The 17,324-nt window shown below is 41.0% G+C and carries 13 protein-coding genes and 2 pseudogenes; 9 read left to right on the top strand and 6 right to left on the bottom strand.

Annotated features, from left to right (window positions below):
- Positions 1-96: 96 nt before the first annotated feature.
- On the bottom strand, positions 97-453 hold the full coding sequence (locus AAC852_RS18730; RefSeq protein ID WP_340622293.1) for a carboxymuconolactone decarboxylase family protein: 357 nt from the start codon (positions 451-453) through the stop codon (positions 97-99).
- A gap of 563 nt (positions 454-1,016) precedes the next feature.
- Between AAC852_RS18730 and trxA the strand changes: the two genes are divergently transcribed.
- From trxA to AAC852_RS18710, 4 genes and pseudogenes are all read left to right on the top strand, one after another.
- Positions 1,017-1,337 (top strand): thioredoxin, encoded by a 321-nt coding sequence (gene trxA / locus AAC852_RS18725; RefSeq protein WP_047679118.1) that lies wholly within the window; start codon positions 1,017-1,019, stop codon positions 1,335-1,337.
- A gap of 100 nt (positions 1,338-1,437) precedes the next feature.
- Positions 1,438-2,387, top strand: a pseudogene (gene trxB / locus AAC852_RS18720) (thioredoxin-disulfide reductase).
- Positions 2,388-2,762: 375 nt separating this feature from the next.
- Positions 2,763-4,199 carry an MFS transporter gene (locus tag AAC852_RS18715; RefSeq protein ID WP_340622292.1) on the top strand — a complete coding sequence of 479 codons (1,437 nt, stop codon included), beginning with the start codon at positions 2,763-2,765 and terminating at the stop codon, positions 4,197-4,199.
- Complete coding sequence (locus AAC852_RS18710; RefSeq protein ID WP_340622291.1) at positions 4,192-5,418, top strand: MFS transporter; 1,227 nt, start codon at positions 4,192-4,194, stop codon at positions 5,416-5,418. The genes AAC852_RS18715 and AAC852_RS18710 overlap by 8 nt, the downstream gene beginning before the upstream one ends.
- 131 nt (positions 5,419-5,549) lie before the next feature.
- Here AAC852_RS18710 and AAC852_RS18705 read toward each other — a convergent pair whose 3' ends face one another.
- The gene (locus AAC852_RS18705; protein WP_340622290.1) at positions 5,550-6,605 is read right to left on the bottom strand and encodes a DUF4942 domain-containing protein; all 1,056 of its coding nucleotides are present in this window, start codon (positions 6,603-6,605) and stop codon (positions 5,550-5,552) included.
- Between the two features lie 368 nt (positions 6,606-6,973).
- On the opposite strand from AAC852_RS18705, the gene AAC852_RS18700 reads away from it, so the two are divergent.
- A complete protein-coding gene (locus AAC852_RS18700; RefSeq protein ID WP_340622289.1) occupies positions 6,974-8,407 on the top strand; it encodes an NAD(P)/FAD-dependent oxidoreductase in 1,434 nt (477 codons plus the stop codon).
- Positions 8,408-8,737: 330 nt separating this feature from the next.
- Here AAC852_RS18700 and AAC852_RS18695 read toward each other — a convergent pair whose 3' ends face one another.
- On the bottom strand, positions 8,738-9,235 hold the full coding sequence (locus tag AAC852_RS18695) for a DUF2938 domain-containing protein (RefSeq protein ID WP_340622288.1): 498 nt from the start codon (positions 9,233-9,235) through the stop codon (positions 8,738-8,740).
- A gap of 191 nt (positions 9,236-9,426) precedes the next feature.
- Here AAC852_RS18695 and AAC852_RS18690 point away from each other — a divergent pair, with 191 nt between their 5' ends.
- From AAC852_RS18690 to AAC852_RS18680, 3 genes and pseudogenes are all read left to right on the top strand, one after another.
- Positions 9,427-10,068, top strand: coding sequence for an ArsR/SmtB family transcription factor (locus AAC852_RS18690; protein ID WP_340622287.1), 642 nt, complete (start codon positions 9,427-9,429; stop codon positions 10,066-10,068).
- 329 nt (positions 10,069-10,397) lie between these two features.
- A pseudogene (locus tag AAC852_RS18685) lies at positions 10,398-11,762 on the top strand (PTS transporter subunit EIIC); the annotation flags it as partial.
- Positions 11,763-11,850: 88 nt separating this feature from the next.
- The gene (locus tag AAC852_RS18680) at positions 11,851-13,245 is read left to right on the top strand and encodes a glycoside hydrolase family 1 protein (RefSeq protein ID WP_340622286.1); all 1,395 of its coding nucleotides are present in this window, start codon (positions 11,851-11,853) and stop codon (positions 13,243-13,245) included.
- Between the two features lie 134 nt (positions 13,246-13,379).
- On the opposite strand, the gene mog is transcribed toward AAC852_RS18680, so the two are convergent.
- Together mog and tal are read right to left on the bottom strand one after the other, a co-directional pair.
- Positions 13,380-13,955 carry a molybdopterin adenylyltransferase gene (gene mog, locus AAC852_RS18675; protein WP_340622285.1) on the bottom strand — a complete coding sequence of 192 codons (576 nt, stop codon included), beginning with the start codon at positions 13,953-13,955 and terminating at the stop codon, positions 13,380-13,382.
- A 104-nt stretch (positions 13,956-14,059) separates the two neighbouring features.
- A complete protein-coding gene (gene tal, locus AAC852_RS18670) occupies positions 14,060-15,013 on the bottom strand; it encodes a transaldolase (RefSeq protein WP_340622284.1) in 954 nt (317 codons plus the stop codon).
- 197 nt (positions 15,014-15,210) lie between these two features.
- Between tal and yaaA the strand changes: the two genes are divergently transcribed.
- Complete coding sequence (gene yaaA, locus AAC852_RS18665; protein ID WP_340622283.1) at positions 15,211-15,987, top strand: peroxide stress protein YaaA; 777 nt, start codon at positions 15,211-15,213, stop codon at positions 15,985-15,987.
- Between the two features lie 42 nt (positions 15,988-16,029).
- Here the strand turns inward: yaaA and thrC are convergent, their stop codons facing one another.
- On the bottom strand, positions 16,030-17,322 hold the full coding sequence (gene thrC / locus AAC852_RS18660; RefSeq protein WP_340622282.1) for a threonine synthase: 1,293 nt from the start codon (positions 17,320-17,322) through the stop codon (positions 16,030-16,032).
- Positions 17,323-17,324 lie beyond the last annotated feature (2 nt).

The raw sequence follows: 17,324 nt of genomic DNA, 5'->3' as shown, positions 1-17,324 counted from the left end.
AAATTAGGTTTAAAATTATTTTAATCACTGACAAACCCCATTGTTTTCAATGGGATTTGTTTCATAAGGATAGGGCTCAATAAGTAATATTGATTTTTAGCGTTCACTGCTTTTCTCAATGTCATACAGAGTTAATGCTTTTGCACTATAAATAAAAGCATTTTCACCTTTCATCAATATTGCTACGTTAATTCCCTCAACGAGCTCTTCTAGCGTTAATCCACTTGCTATACCTGAACGAATGTGGTTTCTAAGTGATTCCTCAGAGCCTGAGGTTATTGCGATTGCTATTGCAATTAACTCTTTAATTTTATGGCTTATTTTTCCATCAATTAATGTTGTTGTGTAAAGTTTCTCAAAGGCAGAGGCGACATCAGATGAAGCTTGAGCCATAGTGCAGATGGCATCAGAAAAAGTATGAATTTGTTCATTTACAGTTTGTATCTTACTCATGTTTTCCATCCTTAATCTTGTACCTATCTCCTTCATTTTCCAATTGCCTTTTTAGTTGGTAGTGCTCCCATACAGCTATGAAGCAATTCGAAATCTGTTGGGTATGGATGCTTTTTATTGGGGCTGATACTCACTATTTTACTACAATATTCAATTATTCTATTTAAAATTTATATTATATCAATGGCTACTCTTCGGAAACCTAAAATGTATGGGTGTGAGAATAAAAAACATTATCTATCAACATATTGTTAATTATTTCTGACTTGTGTTTTGGATAATAAACATATGAAAATACCCTATTAGTGATTGTTTACTACTGATCAAAGGTCATTCAGGGGTTAAACATTTTAGCTATTGCATCTGTCTGGCGTTCTTAGCATTTTTGGATGTAATTTGTTTTGGTTTTTTATAACTAATTGTTATTAATCAATAAAAAATCTTGTTCTTTGATAGGAAAAGAACGGTTGATTGTTTTTATATATTCAATATAATAATTGAATATTATGTTAGATAAGTTAAGTTAAGTTAGTCATTACCTTGCGCATAACTAAGGATTCAATATGAATACATTAATTGAATTAACTGAAAAGAATTTTGATAGTGTAGTCAATACTAAAGGGATCTGCGTTGTCAGATTTTGGGCACCGTGGTGCGGGCCGTGTCGTGCAGTTGCACCAACATTTAGCCAGTTATCAAACGACATGAAAGCGAGTGCCACTTTCGCAGAAGTTAATATTGATGAAGCCTATGATATTGCTATGAAATATGGTATTCGCAGCATACCAACAACGTTAGTGTATAAAGATGGATTGCCTGTTGATTCTCTTATTGGGGTCGCTTCGTTATCACAATTTAAGGATATGGTTTCTCAGAATTTGTAGTTCAGGTTGGATGATATTTGCGGTGTAAGGAGCCTGTCTCCTCTAATGCCTAAGCCAATATTATCATTATGCTGTTAACTGGTAACCCAAGGAGCATTTAATGTCTTTTTATACGAAAGTACTCATTATAGGAACTGGTCCTGCTGGGTATACAGCGGCGATATATGCGGCTAGGGCGGGTCTTTCTCCTATTGTTGTCTCCGGCTTGGAAGTGGGAGGGCAACTAATGAATACCTCTGATGTTGAAAACTGGCCGGGAGAGCCGGGGGAACAACAGGCCCTGAATTGATGCTAAGAATGGATAATCACGCAAAAGAATTTATTTCAGAAATAATTCATGACCATATAGTTTCAATTGATTTTGATTCTAGGCCTTTCTTAGTTTCAGGGGAGAAAAACGAATACCAGGCAGAAAGTATTATTATTGCAACAGGTTCAACAGCGCGTTATTTGAATCTACCTGGTGAAAATAAATTATATGGTCAGGGGCTTTCTGCCTGTGCGACTTGCGATGGTTTTTTCTTTAAAGGCCAGGATGTGGCGGTAATAGGTGGCGGTAATACCGCCGTTGAAGAGGCATTGTATCTTTCTAATATAGCAAGACGGGTTTTTCTCATTCACAGACGCGATCAGCTAAAAGCTGAAAAAATCTTACAGGACAGGCTAATGGCTAAGGTCAAGCAAGGTAAGATTGATATTCTCTGGAATACAGAGGTAAAAGGGTATATAGAGTATCAGGGTCAATTCAAGGGACTTGCCTTAATAAATAAAATTGATGACATATTATGTGATCTTCCAATAGGTGGTTGTTTTATGGCTATTGGTCATACTCCTAACACAAAATTTTTGCAGAATAAATTAGAACTGAATGATGGATATATTGTTGTGAATGGTAAGAGTCATCACCTTGAAACAATGACATCAATCTCAGGCGTATTTGCAGCAGGAGATGTTGCTGATAATAAATATCGTCAGGCAATAACATCCGCAGGTTCAGGGTGTATGGCGGCTCTTGATGCTGAAAAATGGTTGCAGCTTAACTGCTTATGATGTTTTTTTAACTTCAGTTCTTCTTAAACAGAGCTGAAGTTAATATAAAATGGCGATTGCAAAAAAACGTAAAACAGGAACCAGCATCTCTATAATGCCAATAAATAATAATGTGTTATTTCTTTCTTGCCGCAGTTCTGAGCCGGAGCCTTGCTATCGGGTTAACCATTTCATGACGATATAATCTAAAATAATTAATATTAATTAGCCTCATTATTGCTATCAATATATGTTTTATTGATTCTTAAACTAAATGAAAAAGGATTTTTGTATGTTGACGAAGATTTGAATTCACATTACTATGTTATTCAATTATTAAATTGAATGATATTAAAATGTGCTCTTGATATATCATATCGAGCAGGAGATTATATAATGCCATCTAGCAATATAGCCGCTAAGGATAATGAAAAGCCGCAGAAAGAGTCGTTCCAACATGCTCAACGTCTGGCATTTACTATCTTGGCAATCGTTCAATCCACGCTGATCTTTACCATAGCACTCATCACAGTACCGCTGCCAAAAATAGCAATAGAATTCAACCTCACATCTGCTGATTTGCTTTTAGTTCTTGCCGCCTACGGGCTTCCATTCAGTGGCCTGCTACTTTTTGGTGGACAGTTGGCAGACAGGTTTCAGGGACGAAGAATGTTTGCTGTTGGCTTACTCATCTTTGGTATATCTTCTGTTATAGCTGGCTTTGCTCCCTCTTTCGAAGTGCTTGTTGCCATGCGTTTTGCTCAAGGAGTTGGCGGGGCCTTGACAGCACCTGCTGCAATGGCTGTATTGCGTACTTTGTTCCCAGAGCATGGGGCTTTTGCCCGGGCAATGACTATATGGGGAGGTGTTTCTGTTTTGGGGGCTGTCCTGGGATTTATTATTTCCGGTATAGCAACAACGTGGATTTCTTGGCGATGGATGTTCGCTGTTCCTGTCCTTGTTTCACTCATAGGCTTGATCAGCACTCGTGGCTTACTTCCGGCAGGCATGGACGAGATTCATCATAGGTCGAAATTAGATCTGGTTGGTGCGATATTTGCTACTTTCGGCATTTCCTTAAGCAGTTATGGTTTGATATTAACGGGTGATCACCCGTGGACATCATCAGCCGTACTACTTCCGCTGCTAACAGGCCTCAGTTTGTTAATTGCCTTTGCAGTGATCGAACGTTTTGTTCGTGAGCCACTTCTTCCTCCCGGATTTGTTTTCGAACGCTCTCGATTCATCGGATTGTTCGGTATGTTTCTCGCTGCTGCAGGATCAGGTGTTATCAATTTTGTTTTATCCCTTTACTTGCAGCGAGAGCTAGGATGGACACCACTTATGACAGCGGCAGCATTCTTACCATTTGCTGTTGCTCTTATCGTAACGGGACAAATGACAACACATTTAGTTAGTCGCATAGGTGCAGTACGGTTGACAAACTTAGGGTTACTCATCGCTGCAGTAGGATTTGGATTGTTAGTTAGTCTTGACGAAAATACAACTTACTTTGTGGGTTTATTGCCCAGTTTGATTCTTGTAGCAGTAGGTATTTCACTGGTTTTTTCGGGTTCTGCCGTACTTTCCACTGTGAATGTTCCACAACATCATGCGGGCCTGGCTGGTGGAGTCATGAATACTGCCATGGAGCTTGGCCCAACCATAGGCCTCTCAGCACTAATGGCTGTGGCCGCAACACAAGTAGAAGTTATTGTTGGTTATGTATGGGCGTTCGGAACGGCTGCTGTTATTTATGTCATTGCTGCACTGTTGGCGACTCTATTTACAAACCGAAATACTGTTGAATTAGGAGAGCCTGGCCATGAATAAAATGCAATCAGAGAGGGTAAACCCAACTACCTCATCGGGAATAGCTTCACAAAAACCGCGTGATATCCCTATCTCCATCTATTTGCTCGGACTGACGATATTCATACTGACCACCTCTGAGTTTATGGTTGTTGGCATGATGCCATCGTTAACCGGTGTGTTTGGCGTCACTGTTGCAGATATTGGCTACCTGATTTCACTCTACGCTATCGGAATGGTGGTCGGTGGACCGATATTAACCGCATTATTTGTTACGCTACGAGTTCCTAACAAGCAGGCTCTACTTTGGTTATTGGCAATCTATAGTGTTGGAGGTGTGATCGCTGCAACTGCCGGAAGTTATCAGGCTATGGCTATCGCCCGTGTTATCACTGGTGTTGCAGGCTCTGCTTGTATAGGTATCTCTTTAGCTGTCTGTGGTGAAGTCGTCAGAACGGAAATGCGGGGAAGGGCTTCATCAATTGTCCTCAGTGGCATGATGTTGGCAACCGTTTTAGGTGTACCCGCAGCAACTGTGATCGATCAGCATTTGGGCTGGCGTTTGAGTTTTTGGTTGGTTGTTGTATTCACTATCATTTGCGCTTTGATTGTATGGAGGCTAGTGCCTGTTTCTCGTAATACTTCGGATGTCCGTATTGGTGAGCAACTTGCATCATTCAGAAATGGAAAACTCTGGGCGGCTTATGGTACAAGTGCTCTCATTATCGGGGCATCTTATGCCGCTTTCAGCTACATTTCTGTAATTTTAACTGAAGTTACAGGGTTATTGCCTGCTGTTGTGCCTATATTACTCGGCCTTTACGGTATTGCGAATGTCATTGGCAATTCGATTACTGGTCGTTTTGCGGATCAGCATACCTTCTTGGTAATGACTATCGGAATTAGCATACTGGCTATATCGTTACTGATATTCGCGCTTTTCCCAGAAAGTCGCTATATAAGCGTCATTGCCTTTTTAGTGATTGGTCTTGTGGGAGTTCTCATGAGCCCGGCAATGATTACACGTGTGATGCGAGTAGCAAATGCTGGACCTTTGGTCAACAGTGTCCATGTTTCGGTCATTAACAGTGGGCTGGCATTTATTGCGTGGGCTGGAGGATTAAGTATTGGTGCCGGATATGGATTAATATCGCCATTATGGATTGGTTTAATTTTGGCTATCTTTGCCTTGCTTTCACTGATACCGCGTGATGTTAGATTTTCAATGAGATTACCTTAAGTGAGTTTATATTAGACAATAAATGAATATTTATAATTTAAAGTGATAGCGCTGACATCCATCAATGCAGCGCTAGGTATCAAAGAATTCGGTTTTTCTTTCTTAAAATGAAAAAACTACAACAGATGTAACTATCTACCATCTTTCCAAACTTTCAGAAGAATAGTATTACTGTGCGACCCAACACTGACGAATGAATCTTCGGGAAGATCAATCCACTTGGCATTCAAACTTTTCATTAGCGCTCTAAACTCTTTTGATTTCCTCTGATTACGAAATTCAGTACCTGGTGACATAATAGAAACAAGTAAGCCGTTGCTCTTGAGGAATTTCAACGCATGTACCACATGATCGATATCTCGCTCTTCTTCAAATGGCGGATTCATTATTATTCGATCATATAGCTTTTCTTGGTTAGGTTCGATCGTGATAAAATCCGCATTTATAATGTGCCGGAAGAGTTGGGTATTCTCCAGTTCTATACATCTTTCAGTATGCACTTCAATACAATCAACAATACAACCAGCATCTACAGCGAGCTTAGCAAGGTTTCCTAGCCCTGCGCTTGGTTCAAGTACTGTTAAGCGATGGGAATCTGGCTCGTTAGTTAGTTCGGCCTTTGTAATAATCCAACGTGCAACTTCGATTGGGGTTGGGAAAAAACCGTAATTGGTGGCAAGGGATAATGTTGGTTCATGTAATCCTCGATTTTTATCTATTTCTGTGTGATTCAAATCTGTTGCTCCATAGTAATCACCTAAAATATGGATAACTTGTTTGACCAAATCTTCTCGTTTGAACCAAAAATTGCCCCCCTTTTTTTCGTCAATAAATCCAGAAAAATACTCCGAATCTATTGGCTTCTTTTTATCTGGCTCATTGGTTTCTGCATTAATTAAGTTATTGATAATGCCGAATTTATTATTTTCAGATAGGTTCTTGTTGTCTAGAAGTGAAAAGATCACTTCAATATCCTCTAGCATCTCTATCATGTCAGATGAAATTTTTTCCTCATTTTTAGCTTCGTAAAGATTTTTTATGTAAATCTTATCTCCTAATAACCATCCATCATGTGCCCTGAAACGTCTATCTAAGCGCGAAAAACTGCGAGCCACAGCTCTCTTGAAAGTGACTCCATGTTTTTGGATGACGTTATTAAGATTTTTGTCAGAAAAAATTTTATTCATAAATTTTCCTCGATCTTAATAGTATAAGAAAGAATAATTCTTCATTATATTAAATTAATAAATTGAATAATTATATATAATAAAGTTAGTATTTTATTCATATAATTGTATGGGTATAAAGTTTATTTTATGAATATCTATTTAATTTTAGTATGTTATGATAATTTGATACAGTCTGAATATATAAAATATCAAGTTGACATAAATTTATATGAATATATTATTCAATTTATAAATTTAATATTTTATTTTTGATAGATCTATAGAGATGATTATCAAAAAATAAGTCATTTCTATTGCCATACGAAACACATAAATAATTGGCTTTTTCAAACCCTTAAATGGGAAATTTAAAAAGGAGCAATACCATGAAATACGATGTAATCGTTGTAGGCTCAGGTGCAATCTCCAGTTCAATTGCCTACGAATTAGCCAGCAGAAAATATACAGTTTGTCGTATTGGTCGTCTTGATAGAAGTAATGCAGCCTCTAATGCAGCAGGCGCCATGAATGGTTGCTTCGGTGAGGTCACAACAGGTTTAGTTGCAAGCCAGCATGGAAAATTGAAAGTCAGTATGGATTTCAATGCCAAGAAAAGGTGGCCGCAATGGGCAAAAAGACTAGCTGTTTCATCTGGTAATCATCAATCACTTTTTACCGCACAAGGTACACATGTTATTCTTAACACCGCTGGAACTGATGAGATCGATAGTGCTAATTATGATGCAATCGAGAAGATGCTAATATCTTATAATGAACCATATGAAAAGATCCCCCCTAAACAAATCACTTGGTTAAAGCCTAACGAACTTGTCCGGCCGTTAATGAGTCTTTATATTCCCGATGAACACGCCGTGAATTCTCATTTACTACTCAAAGTATTAGATTCTGCATTTTTGGCCGAAGGAGGAACACTCATTTCGAAAAATGCTAAGCGCGTTTTATCGGAAAATGGAAGAGTTACTGGTGTTGAGCTTGAAGATGGAAAAACAATTTCAGCTAATAAAGTCATTATAGCTGCGGGTGTTTACTCGTTAGACATCCTTACTGACATGCCAGATATCAAAAAACGAATCCCGCCATTATTTTCAGGTAACGGTGTTTCCATATTACTTAAGCTGCCAGAAGGGGTGGAACTACCACAGTCCGTAATTCGAACACCAAATCGTGCTTTTGCATGTGGATTGCATTGCGTGCCAAGAAATGACGGTATTCTATATATTGGTGCAACTAATATTCTAAAAAACGATCCCCGAACTCAAGCAACTGTATCGGATGTTCAATTCTTACTTGATTGTGCTGTAGAACAACTCAATATAAATTTATATTCTTCTGAAATCATCTCGATTCAAGTGGGAAATAGACCAATATCGGCTGATGGATTTCCTCTTATTGGTGAATGCGGAATGAATGGGCTTTGGCTGGTGACGGGAACGTACCGGGATGGTTTACATCAATCTCCCTTGTTAGCTGATTATGTTGCCAATGCTATCTATGGGAATGCAAATACGGATATCGATCTTAGTTATTTCACCCCAATACGGGCGCCGTTAGCTGGGCTTTCCCGTGACGTGACAGCCAAAGAAACCACTTCACAGATGCTTGGTGTAGGGTATGAATGTCTCTGGGATATCAAGCCAAATTGGACACCTATAATTCAAGAAGGGTTGTTACAGCGTTACGAAAGTTTCATTCACTCTCTTCATCCTAATTTTACTCCGCCCCCGGAGGTTATCGCTTTCTCTTATTACAACGATAAGATAAAAGAACGATTGTTGAAATATTATGATGCGTGGTCATAAATAAAATCTATAACTTTATAGTTGAATACTTTTGCAGAGTATTAACTTTTTGATTGAATCTATTTCTAACTATTGGAAATTCCTAAAAAATTCCAATTTAATATGTTGAGACAGGACAGGGGTTAATTTTATTTATATTCACGATAAAGTTAACCCTGCTAAAAATAAATATTCCGTAGTTTCAGGTTGTAATGGACATATTTTTTTAACAAAAACAGTATCATAGAACTTGATGGCCTACTATGGATTGATCTGAACGCTTAGAAATTATTTACATGCTGTAATTCGCAATTTATTCAGTTTGATATAAACAACTCCTAAAAAATAATATCAAGAAAATAATGTTAAAAAAAGCGCGGTTAAATACAGACCAATACCATAAGATGTATGTGCCATCAAGCTCTTTAGCCTTAATGTATTAGGTGTGGGTGTTTTGGATGCGGCTATCCCCATTCCCATGCAGGGCTGCATAATAAAAAAAGGAGCAACTAACGTCACTAAACTGATACTTAATGCTGGCAAAAAAGTTGGATTATTTGCCCACTCTAATCCCCACATGAGTAATAGAATACCAGCAAAAATGATGCCAATAAGATAGTGAAAGAACCAGCCAATTCCCCTCTCACCTTTTACAGGTTCGGCCTGTAACATACTTGTATGAATAAATTTTCCTTTGGGTATGTGCCCAATCCAGCGTCCCACCATACTGTAGTTTAATGAGGAAATACCGAAATAACGTTTTATAAAAACAGCCCAAAGATCCATGACGACTGTTGCTCCACCACCAATCAATGCAGAATAAACAATAAACACCAGTCCTTCATTCATCAGTTTTTAAGCTCCAAATTATGGTTATACCCGTCGTCTTTCGAGTTGCCGCTTTGTTAGCTGCATCTTGAAATCTATAAGGTATCCCTAATGGTTAATCAATCAGCAAATACTCGAAATGATAGAAAAAGTCTGATAATATGATAATCAATTAATTTATTGAGTTTAATGATGACGGAAGTATAAAGTCAATGTTTGATAAACAAATTCTCGTTGAGATAGCAGAAATTGCTAAAGTACTGGGAAATATTCATCGGCTAATATTGATTGAATGTCTGACTGATACGGAACAATCCGTGGAAAACCTATCGGAGCTTTCCGGTCTGTCCATTGCCAATACTTCCCAGCATCTCCAACATTTGAAACGTGCGGGGCTGCTTCGATCCCGTAAGGTCGGCAAAAATGTGTTTTATCGCTTGGGGGAAGGGCCGATTATGGATATCGTTACAGCCATCCAGAGATATGCCGAATTTAACCGGGCAGAAATGCGCAGATTAATTGATGATACGAATAATCAGGAAGCGATTTCATGGGATGAGTTGTTGGAGAGAATCAAGGAAAAAAGCACATTCTTGCTGGATGTCAGACCCAAAGAGGAATTTGAGCAAGGTCATTTACCCAATGCTATCAATATCCCTGTTGATGAACTGGAAAACAGGCTGGATGAGCTGCCTTCCCGTCAGGATATTATCGCCTATTGTCGTGGGCCTTATTGTGTTCTTTCTGCTAATGCCCTTGAACTATTGCGTGCTAAAGGTATTCGTGCCAGCCGTTTTAAAAAAGGCTTTTCAGGCTGGACAGAGGCAGGGATGGGAGTCGAAGTTGGATCTTAGACTGCTCAATATCATCGGTTAATAAGTCTCTATGAATAGAGCTTCGCGATCACAGTCACATTTCTATTATTCTAAATTTGAGTAATAACTAAAAGCAACTAATATCAGAAAGTGGATTATTACTGCTTTTAATGGTAACAGGAAGTATACCTGTTGTCGTTCAAGTTGCAGTTTTTTGTTGGCTGCATCACTTGAAAATCTTTAGGATATGACACCTGACAAGAATTCCCCGCATGGTATGCAAGGGAGGATTGTCAGTTTTTTTTGCCTGAATAAAATTCACCGTTTTGCACTTCCCAGTCTATCTAATGGAAAAATGGGGAAATAGCATGAAGTACCAACTACTGGCTCAGGAAATTATTGCGGATGTCGGCGGGCAAGAGAATATTATCAGTCTTATCCACTGTGCAACCCGGCTGCGATTTAAACTGCGGGATAGGGCACTTACTGATATTGGTAAGCTAAAAGCTCAGTCAGAAGTTATGACAGTTATTGAAAGTGGGGGGCAGTTTCAGGTAGTTATTGGTAATGAAGTGAGTGAAGTTTATCAGGCAATTCAACAAGCGCTAACTCCTCCTGATAAGATAGAAGCCACAACAGTCTCAGCTAATAAGAAAGACAACCTTTTTAACCATTTCATTGATATAGTTTCCAGTGTTTTCACCCCATTTTTGGGTGTTATGGCGGCGGCGGGTATTTTAAAAGGATTGCTTGCAGTTACTGTTACTCTGAAATGGATGTCTCCCGACAGTGGTACTTATCATGTTTGGTATGCTGCCAGCGATTCTCTGTTCTACTTTTTTCCGCTGGTGCTTGGTTATACAGCAGGTAAGAAATTCGGTGGTAATCCCTTTATTTCGATGGGTATTGGTGGTGCGTTAGTTCATCCCATGATTATCTCTGCCTTTCAAACATCGACGGTAGCTGGTGGTACAACTGAATATTTCATGGGTATTCCACTCTCCTTCCTGAACTACAGTTCTTCAGTGATCCCGATTATTCTGGCCTCTTGGGCAAACTGTAAGGTTGAAAAGGCATTAGATGCTCATCTTCCTGCTGCAATCAAGAATTTCATTATCCCCCTTGTTTGTCTTATGTTGATTGTTCCTCTTACATTTCTTGTCATTGGACCAACAGCGACTTGGTTAAGCCAGTTGCTGGCTCAAGGTTACCAAATTGCTTATGGATTCGCTCCGGTACTGGCAGGGATGATTACAGGAGGAATATGGCAAATTTGTGTTATTTTTGGTCTGCATTGGGGATTGGTTCCTATTTTCATCAATAATTTAACTACTGTTGGCTACGATACGTTAATGCCTTTGATACTCCCCGCAGTGATAGGACAAACAGGAGCGGCCTTTGGTGTGTTTCTGCGTACCCGCGATGCTAAATTGAAAATGTTATCTGGCTCGGCTGTAACCACCGGGATATTTGGCATTACTGAGCCTGCGGTTTATGGTGTGACCCTGCCTTATCGACGCCCATTTATTTTTGGCTGTGTTGCTGGCGCAATTGGCGGTTCAGTGGTTGGTTATTACCAAAGTGCTGCCTATTCATTAGGGCTGGTTAATATTCTTACCCTTACTCAACTTATTCCACCAACAGGTATCAATAATACGGTATGGGGTGCGCTTATTGGTACTGCGCTGGCTTTTGTCATTTCAACTTTATTGACATGGTTGTTCGGGCTTCCTGTCTCAACCAAACTCTCCACAACATAAAATAAGGATGAAAGAGGCCACTAACATCGTTATTCATCACGTGCCCAAAGAGGAGATCCGCATGAAACCGTTTCCAACACATTTTCTATGGGGTGGTGCAGTTGCTGCCAATCAGGTTGAAGGGGCTTACCTAACCGATGGAAAAGGGCTTTCAACATCCGATGTTCAACCGCAGGGTATTATGGGACCTGCCACTGAGCGAGAGAGTGATAACACACGGTATCTTAAAGATATTGCTATCGATTTTTATCATCGCTATCCCGAAGATATTGCACTGTTTGCTGAAATGGGTTTTACCTGTTTGCGTACGTCGATTGCATGGAGCCGGATTTTTCCTCAAGGCGACGAAACGCAGCCTAACGAAGCAGGGCTGGCATTCTATGACAAGTTATTCGATGAAATGGCGAAATATGGGATTAAGCCATTGATCACGTTGTCCCACTATGAAATGCCGTGGGCACTGGTCAAAAAATACGGTGGATGGGGTAATCGCAAGCTGATCGGTTTTTTTGAGCACTATGCCCGCACCGTCTTCACCCGTTATCGGAAAAAAGTGAAGTTATGGCTGACGTTCAATGAAATCAATATGTCACTGCATGAACCACTAACAGGCGTCGGATTACCTAAAAACAGCACACAATCAGAGATCTATCAGGCCATCCACCACCAATTAGTAGCCAGTGCTCGTGTGGTGAAACTGTGCCATCAGATTATTCCTGATGCCAAAATTGGCAATATGTTATTGGGTGACCTGGTGTATCCATTGACGTGTAGACCAGATGATGTACTGGCAACTCTCCAGCAAAATCAGAAGTGGCTGTTTTTCGGTGACGTACAGTGTCGTGGTGCTTATCCCGGCTATATGCTGCGCTATTTCCGCGAAAATGGCATTGAGGTAACAATAACTGAACAAGATAAGCAGGAAATGAAAAATACGGTTGATTTTATCTCATTCAGTTATTACATGAGTGGCTGTACATCAGGGGATGAATCTGAATATCAGAAAAAACAGGGTAATATCCTGAATATGATCCCGAACCCACACCTATCCAGTTCAGAGTGGGGATGGCAGATCGATCCAGTCGGTTTGCGTACCTTACTCAATTTATTGTGGGATCGTTATCAAAAGCCACTGTTTATTGTTGAGAATGGTCTGGGAGCCAAAGATACCGTGGAAGCTGATGGCAGTATTCAGGATAATTATCGCATTGATTATCTTAATGACCACCTTGTGCAGGTCAGGGAAGCAATTGAAGATGGGGTGGAGGTTATGGGATATACAAGCTGGGGGCCGATTGATCTGGTCAGTGCCTCAAAGGGCGAGATTTCCAAGCGGTACGGGTACATCTATGTTGATCAGAATGAACAGGGAACAGGAACACTGGAACGACGCCGTAAGAAAAGCTTCTATTGGTACAAGCAGGTTATTGAAACTCATGGTGGCAGTCTGACCTGAGCTACTGGAACAGATTTTTTTCAAAGGTTCTGATGTTATCCAGAACCTTTTTAAGGTGTGCTTGCTGACAACCGTACACTAATCACCGAGTATTAATGGCCGGAAATCAGCTACTGAACACAGGGAACCAGGGATTAACGGCGCGCGTTTTTGGGTCTGAAAGCGGCCACAACGGTTTCATCCGTTTCGATATAAGGGCCATCCAATAGTTGAATACAATAGGGCACACTGGCAAAAATTCCTGGTACTAAAACTTTGCCGTTGTCATCTTTCAACCCTTCCAGTGTTTCTGCAATAGCTTTTGGTTGTCCGGGCAAGTTAAGGATCAACGCCTGGTTGCGGATCACACCGACCTGACGAGATAAAATTGCTGTTGGTACAAATTGCAGACTGATTTGACGCATCTGCTCGCCAAATCCGGGCATTTCACGATCAGCAATTGCCAATGTTGCATCTGGTGTCACATCACGACGGGCAGGGCCTGTTCCCCCGGTAGTCAGTACCAGATGGCAGCCTAATTCATCGACTAATTCACACAGGATCTGCTCAATCAGAATTTGCTCATCCGGGATCAGTCGGGCTTCGATACTGAAAGGCGTGGTGACTGCTTTCCTTAGCCATTCTTCCAATGCAGGCAGACCTTTGTCCTGATAAATACCGCTTGAAGCACGATCAGAAACAGATACGAGGCCAATGCGTAATAGATTCATACGAACCTCAATTAACAGTAAAAAATAAAAACAGCAAAAAATAGTGAAAAAGGCGACATTATTATGTCGCCTTTATAGAATAAAAAATAGCAGATTGTTCAAGATTACAGCAGATCAGCGATCATGCTCTCAAGTTTGCTCTGATCAATAGCGAATTTACGGATACCTTCCGCCAGTTTTTCGGTTGCCATCGCATCCTGATGGTGTTCCCAGTAGAACTCAGCTTCAGTCATTGGTGCTGGACGAGGCTTAACTTCGCCCTCATAGCCCAGTTTGCATTCAACTTCGCCTTTTGTTTCAGATAGCTCTTTCAGCAATGCAGGAGAAATAGTCAGGCGGTCACAGCCGGCCAGTTCCAGAATTTCACCGGAATTACGGAAGCTTGCTCCCATAACAACCGTGTTGTAACCATGTTCTTTGTAGTACTGGTAAATTTCAGAAACAGAAATAACACCCGGATCTTCGTGTGGCGCGAACTCTTTTTTATCGCCATTTGCTTTGTACCAGTCAAGAATACGGCCAACAAATGGGGAGATCAGGTAAACGCCCGCTTCTGCACAGGCCCGCGCTTGTGCAAAAGAGAACAGCAGAGTCAGGTTACAGTTGATACCTTCTTTCTCCAGTTGCTCCGCAGCACGGATACCTTGCCAGGTGGAAGCCAGTTTGATCAGGATACGGTCATTGCCGATACCCGCTTCGTTGTACAGTTTGATCAGACGTTTTGCTTTCGCAACACTGGCTTCGGTGTCATAAGAGAGACGGGCATCAACTTCAGTGGAAATGCGGCCAGGGATCAGTTTCAGAATTTCCAGACCGATGTTAACTGCCAATTTATCGCTGGCATCAATAACTTGTTGCTCACGGGAGTTGCTCTGACGACGAGCCCATTCGATGGCTTCATCAATCAGTTGGCGGTATTCAGGGATCTGTGCAGCATTCAAAATCAGGGAAGGGTTAGTTGTTGCATCTTGCGGCTGATACAATTTCATTGCCGCGATATCCCCGGTATCTGCTACTACTGTTGTCAGTTTACGCAGGGAAGTCAGTTTATCGGTCATGGTTAATATCTCATCGTTATACGTAAAATCTTTGGCACAGTTGCCTCGCCATCTCGTGATAATAACATGGTCAAGCGCAGCTCGTCAGGTCGGAAAATTCTATCGTTGTTATTCCCCTTTTTCAGGTTAATTTTGCTAAATTGAAGTGGAAAAGCCGCGATTATTGAGAAAACTATTCAGAAATTTGGAACAGAATCATGCTTATTACTATTTCACCAGCCAAAACGCTCGATTATGAAAGTCCGCTTGCAACAGAAAAGTATAGTCAACCAGCTTTGCTGGAGGAGTCAAAACAGTTAATTGATGTCTGCCGCACATTAACACCCGCACAAATCAGTAGCCTGATGGGTATCAGCGATAAACTGGCGGGATTGAATGTAGCCCGTTTTGGTGAGTGGAAACCCGATTTCATACCGGAAAATGCTCGTCAGGCGATCCTTGCTTTCAAAGGGGATGTCTATACCGGTATGCAGGCAGAAACATTCTCAGATGCCGATTTTGATTTTGCCCAAACTCATTTGAGAATTTTATCTGGATTGTATGGGGTCTTGCGTCCTCTCGATCTGATGCAGCCTTATCGTTTGGAAATGGGTATCAAACTGGCGAACCCTCGTGGTAAAGATTTGTATAAATTCTGGGGGGATCGTATTACGGAAAATTTACATGCTGCATTGGAACAACAAGGTGATGATGTTCTGATTAATTTGGCCTCTGATGAGTATTTCAAATCGGTAAATACCAAAAAGCTGTCAGCCAACATTATCAAGCCGGTTTTTCTGGATGAAAAAAACGGCAAATATAAAGTTATCAGTTTCTACGCTAAGAAAGCCCGTGGATTAATGAGCCGCTTTATTATTCAAAACCAACTGACCGATCCAGCACGGTTGGTGGAGTTTAACCTGGAAGGATATGCTTTTGATGAGTCTCTTTCTAAAAGCAATGAATTGGTGTTTAAACGCCCTGAACAACCGTGATAAAGGCCACTCCACAAGTCATTGTGGAGTGACAAATGCGACTTATTTCGGTGCTCTTTCCATCAGGAATTCGCGTAAGGTGGCGAAATCAGCAGGCAGGACGTGGGATAACAATACCATATCTGCACGTTCGGCCAGCTCTTGTGGTAACGGCAATGGCTGGCTGAGGATTGCTTCCACGCTTTCCTTAAATTTGGCGGGATGAGCCGTTCCCAAAAACAGTCCGTATTCACCTTCCTGCAATTGATCCCGTAATACCCGGTAAGCAATAGCTGCGTGAGGTTCGGAAATATAGCCTTTGGCCGCTAATTCCTGGATTGTGCTTTGAGTGATATTGTCATCTACAACACCATTGCCCAGTTCACTGAGTGACCAACCTTGGCGACGGAAAAGTTCTTCAATACGCGGCCAGTTATTTGGCTGACTGACATCCATCGCATTGGAGAGAGTGGCAACGGTCTGGTTCGGTTGCCATGTGCCTTCGGCCAGATAACGGGGAACAGTATCGTTAACATTGGTTGCTGCGATAAAACGTTTTACCGGTAATCCCATTGATTTTGCCAGTAAGCCCGCAGTCAGATTGCCAAAGTTACCGCTAGGCACGGAAATTACCAACTGTTCGCGTTTTTCTGCGGGTATCTGTGCAACGGCTTCAAAGTAATAGCAAATTTGTGCCAGTAGGCGACTGATATTAATTGAGTTCGCAGAGTTGAGGAACAAAGCTTCTTTCAGTTCTTCATCATCAAAAGATTGTTTAACCAGCGCCTGACAAGCATCAAAATCACCTTGAACAGCGACAGTGTGAATATTGCCACCCAATGTGCAGAACAGTTTTTCCTGTAATGGGCTGATTTTTCCTTTTGGGTAGAGGATCACCACCTGTACATTCTCTAAGCCATAAAAGGCATGAGCAACAGCCGCCCCGGTATCACCGGAAGTCGCAGTCAAAATAGTGACTGGTTGTTCTCCTGCAATTTGTGCAAGGATTTGAGCCATAAAACGGCCGCCAAAGTCTTTGAAAGCCAGTGTCGGGCCTTGATAAAGCTCCAGTGAAGCGATGTCATCTTCGACAGTTGATACGGGAGCAGGAAAATTGAAAGCATTTTTAACGCGTTTTGCCAGTTGTTCAGTAGGAATTTCATCGCCAATAAATGCAGAAAGAATACGCTGGCTGCGGCTGACAAAATCCAGTTTTAATAATTCATCAACTTCGGCACGACTGAATTCAGGTAAATCCTGTGGGAAGAACAATCCTTGTTGTTTCCCCAATCCTAGTTTAACTGCCTGTGAAAAACTGACCTGCTCGTGATTGTCTTTTAAGTTATATAGTTTCATTG

The organism is Xenorhabdus siamensis (assembly GCF_037996745.1).
GTDB classification, from domain to species: Bacteria; Pseudomonadota; Gammaproteobacteria; order Enterobacterales; family Enterobacteriaceae; genus Xenorhabdus; species Xenorhabdus indica.
This window is presented reverse-complemented; position numbering and strand designations above follow the sequence as displayed.

Excerpts from the sequence above, each read along its gene's own strand:
- AAC852_RS18730 (WP_340622293.1), bottom strand. The coding sequence starts at position 453 with ATGAGTAAGATACAAACTGTAAATGAACAAATTCATACTTTTTCTGAT.
- trxA (WP_047679118.1), top strand. The coding sequence starts at position 1,017 with ATGAATACATTAATTGAATTAACTGAAAAGAATTTTGATAGTGTAGTC.
- AAC852_RS18715 (WP_340622292.1), top strand. The coding sequence starts at position 2,763 with ATGCCATCTAGCAATATAGCCGCTAAGGATAATGAAAAGCCGCAGAAA.
- AAC852_RS18710 (WP_340622291.1), top strand. The coding sequence starts at position 4,192 with ATGAATAAAATGCAATCAGAGAGGGTAAACCCAACTACCTCATCGGGA.
- AAC852_RS18705 (WP_340622290.1), bottom strand. The coding sequence starts at position 6,605 with ATGAATAAAATTTTTTCTGACAAAAATCTTAATAACGTCATCCAAAAA.
- AAC852_RS18700 (WP_340622289.1), top strand. The coding sequence starts at position 6,974 with ATGAAATACGATGTAATCGTTGTAGGCTCAGGTGCAATCTCCAGTTCA.
- AAC852_RS18695 (WP_340622288.1), bottom strand. The coding sequence starts at position 9,235 with ATGAATGAAGGACTGGTGTTTATTGTTTATTCTGCATTGATTGGTGGT.
- AAC852_RS18690 (WP_340622287.1), top strand. The coding sequence starts at position 9,427 with ATGTTTGATAAACAAATTCTCGTTGAGATAGCAGAAATTGCTAAAGTA.
- AAC852_RS18680 (WP_340622286.1), top strand. The coding sequence starts at position 11,851 with ATGAAACCGTTTCCAACACATTTTCTATGGGGTGGTGCAGTTGCTGCC.
- mog (WP_340622285.1), bottom strand. The coding sequence starts at position 13,955 with ATGAATCTATTACGCATTGGCCTCGTATCTGTTTCTGATCGTGCTTCA.
- tal (WP_340622284.1), bottom strand. The coding sequence starts at position 15,013 with ATGACCGATAAACTGACTTCCCTGCGTAAACTGACAACAGTAGTAGCA.
- yaaA (WP_340622283.1), top strand. The coding sequence starts at position 15,211 with ATGCTTATTACTATTTCACCAGCCAAAACGCTCGATTATGAAAGTCCG.
- thrC (WP_340622282.1), bottom strand. The coding sequence starts at position 17,322 with ATGAAACTATATAACTTAAAAGACAATCACGAGCAGGTCAGTTTTTCA.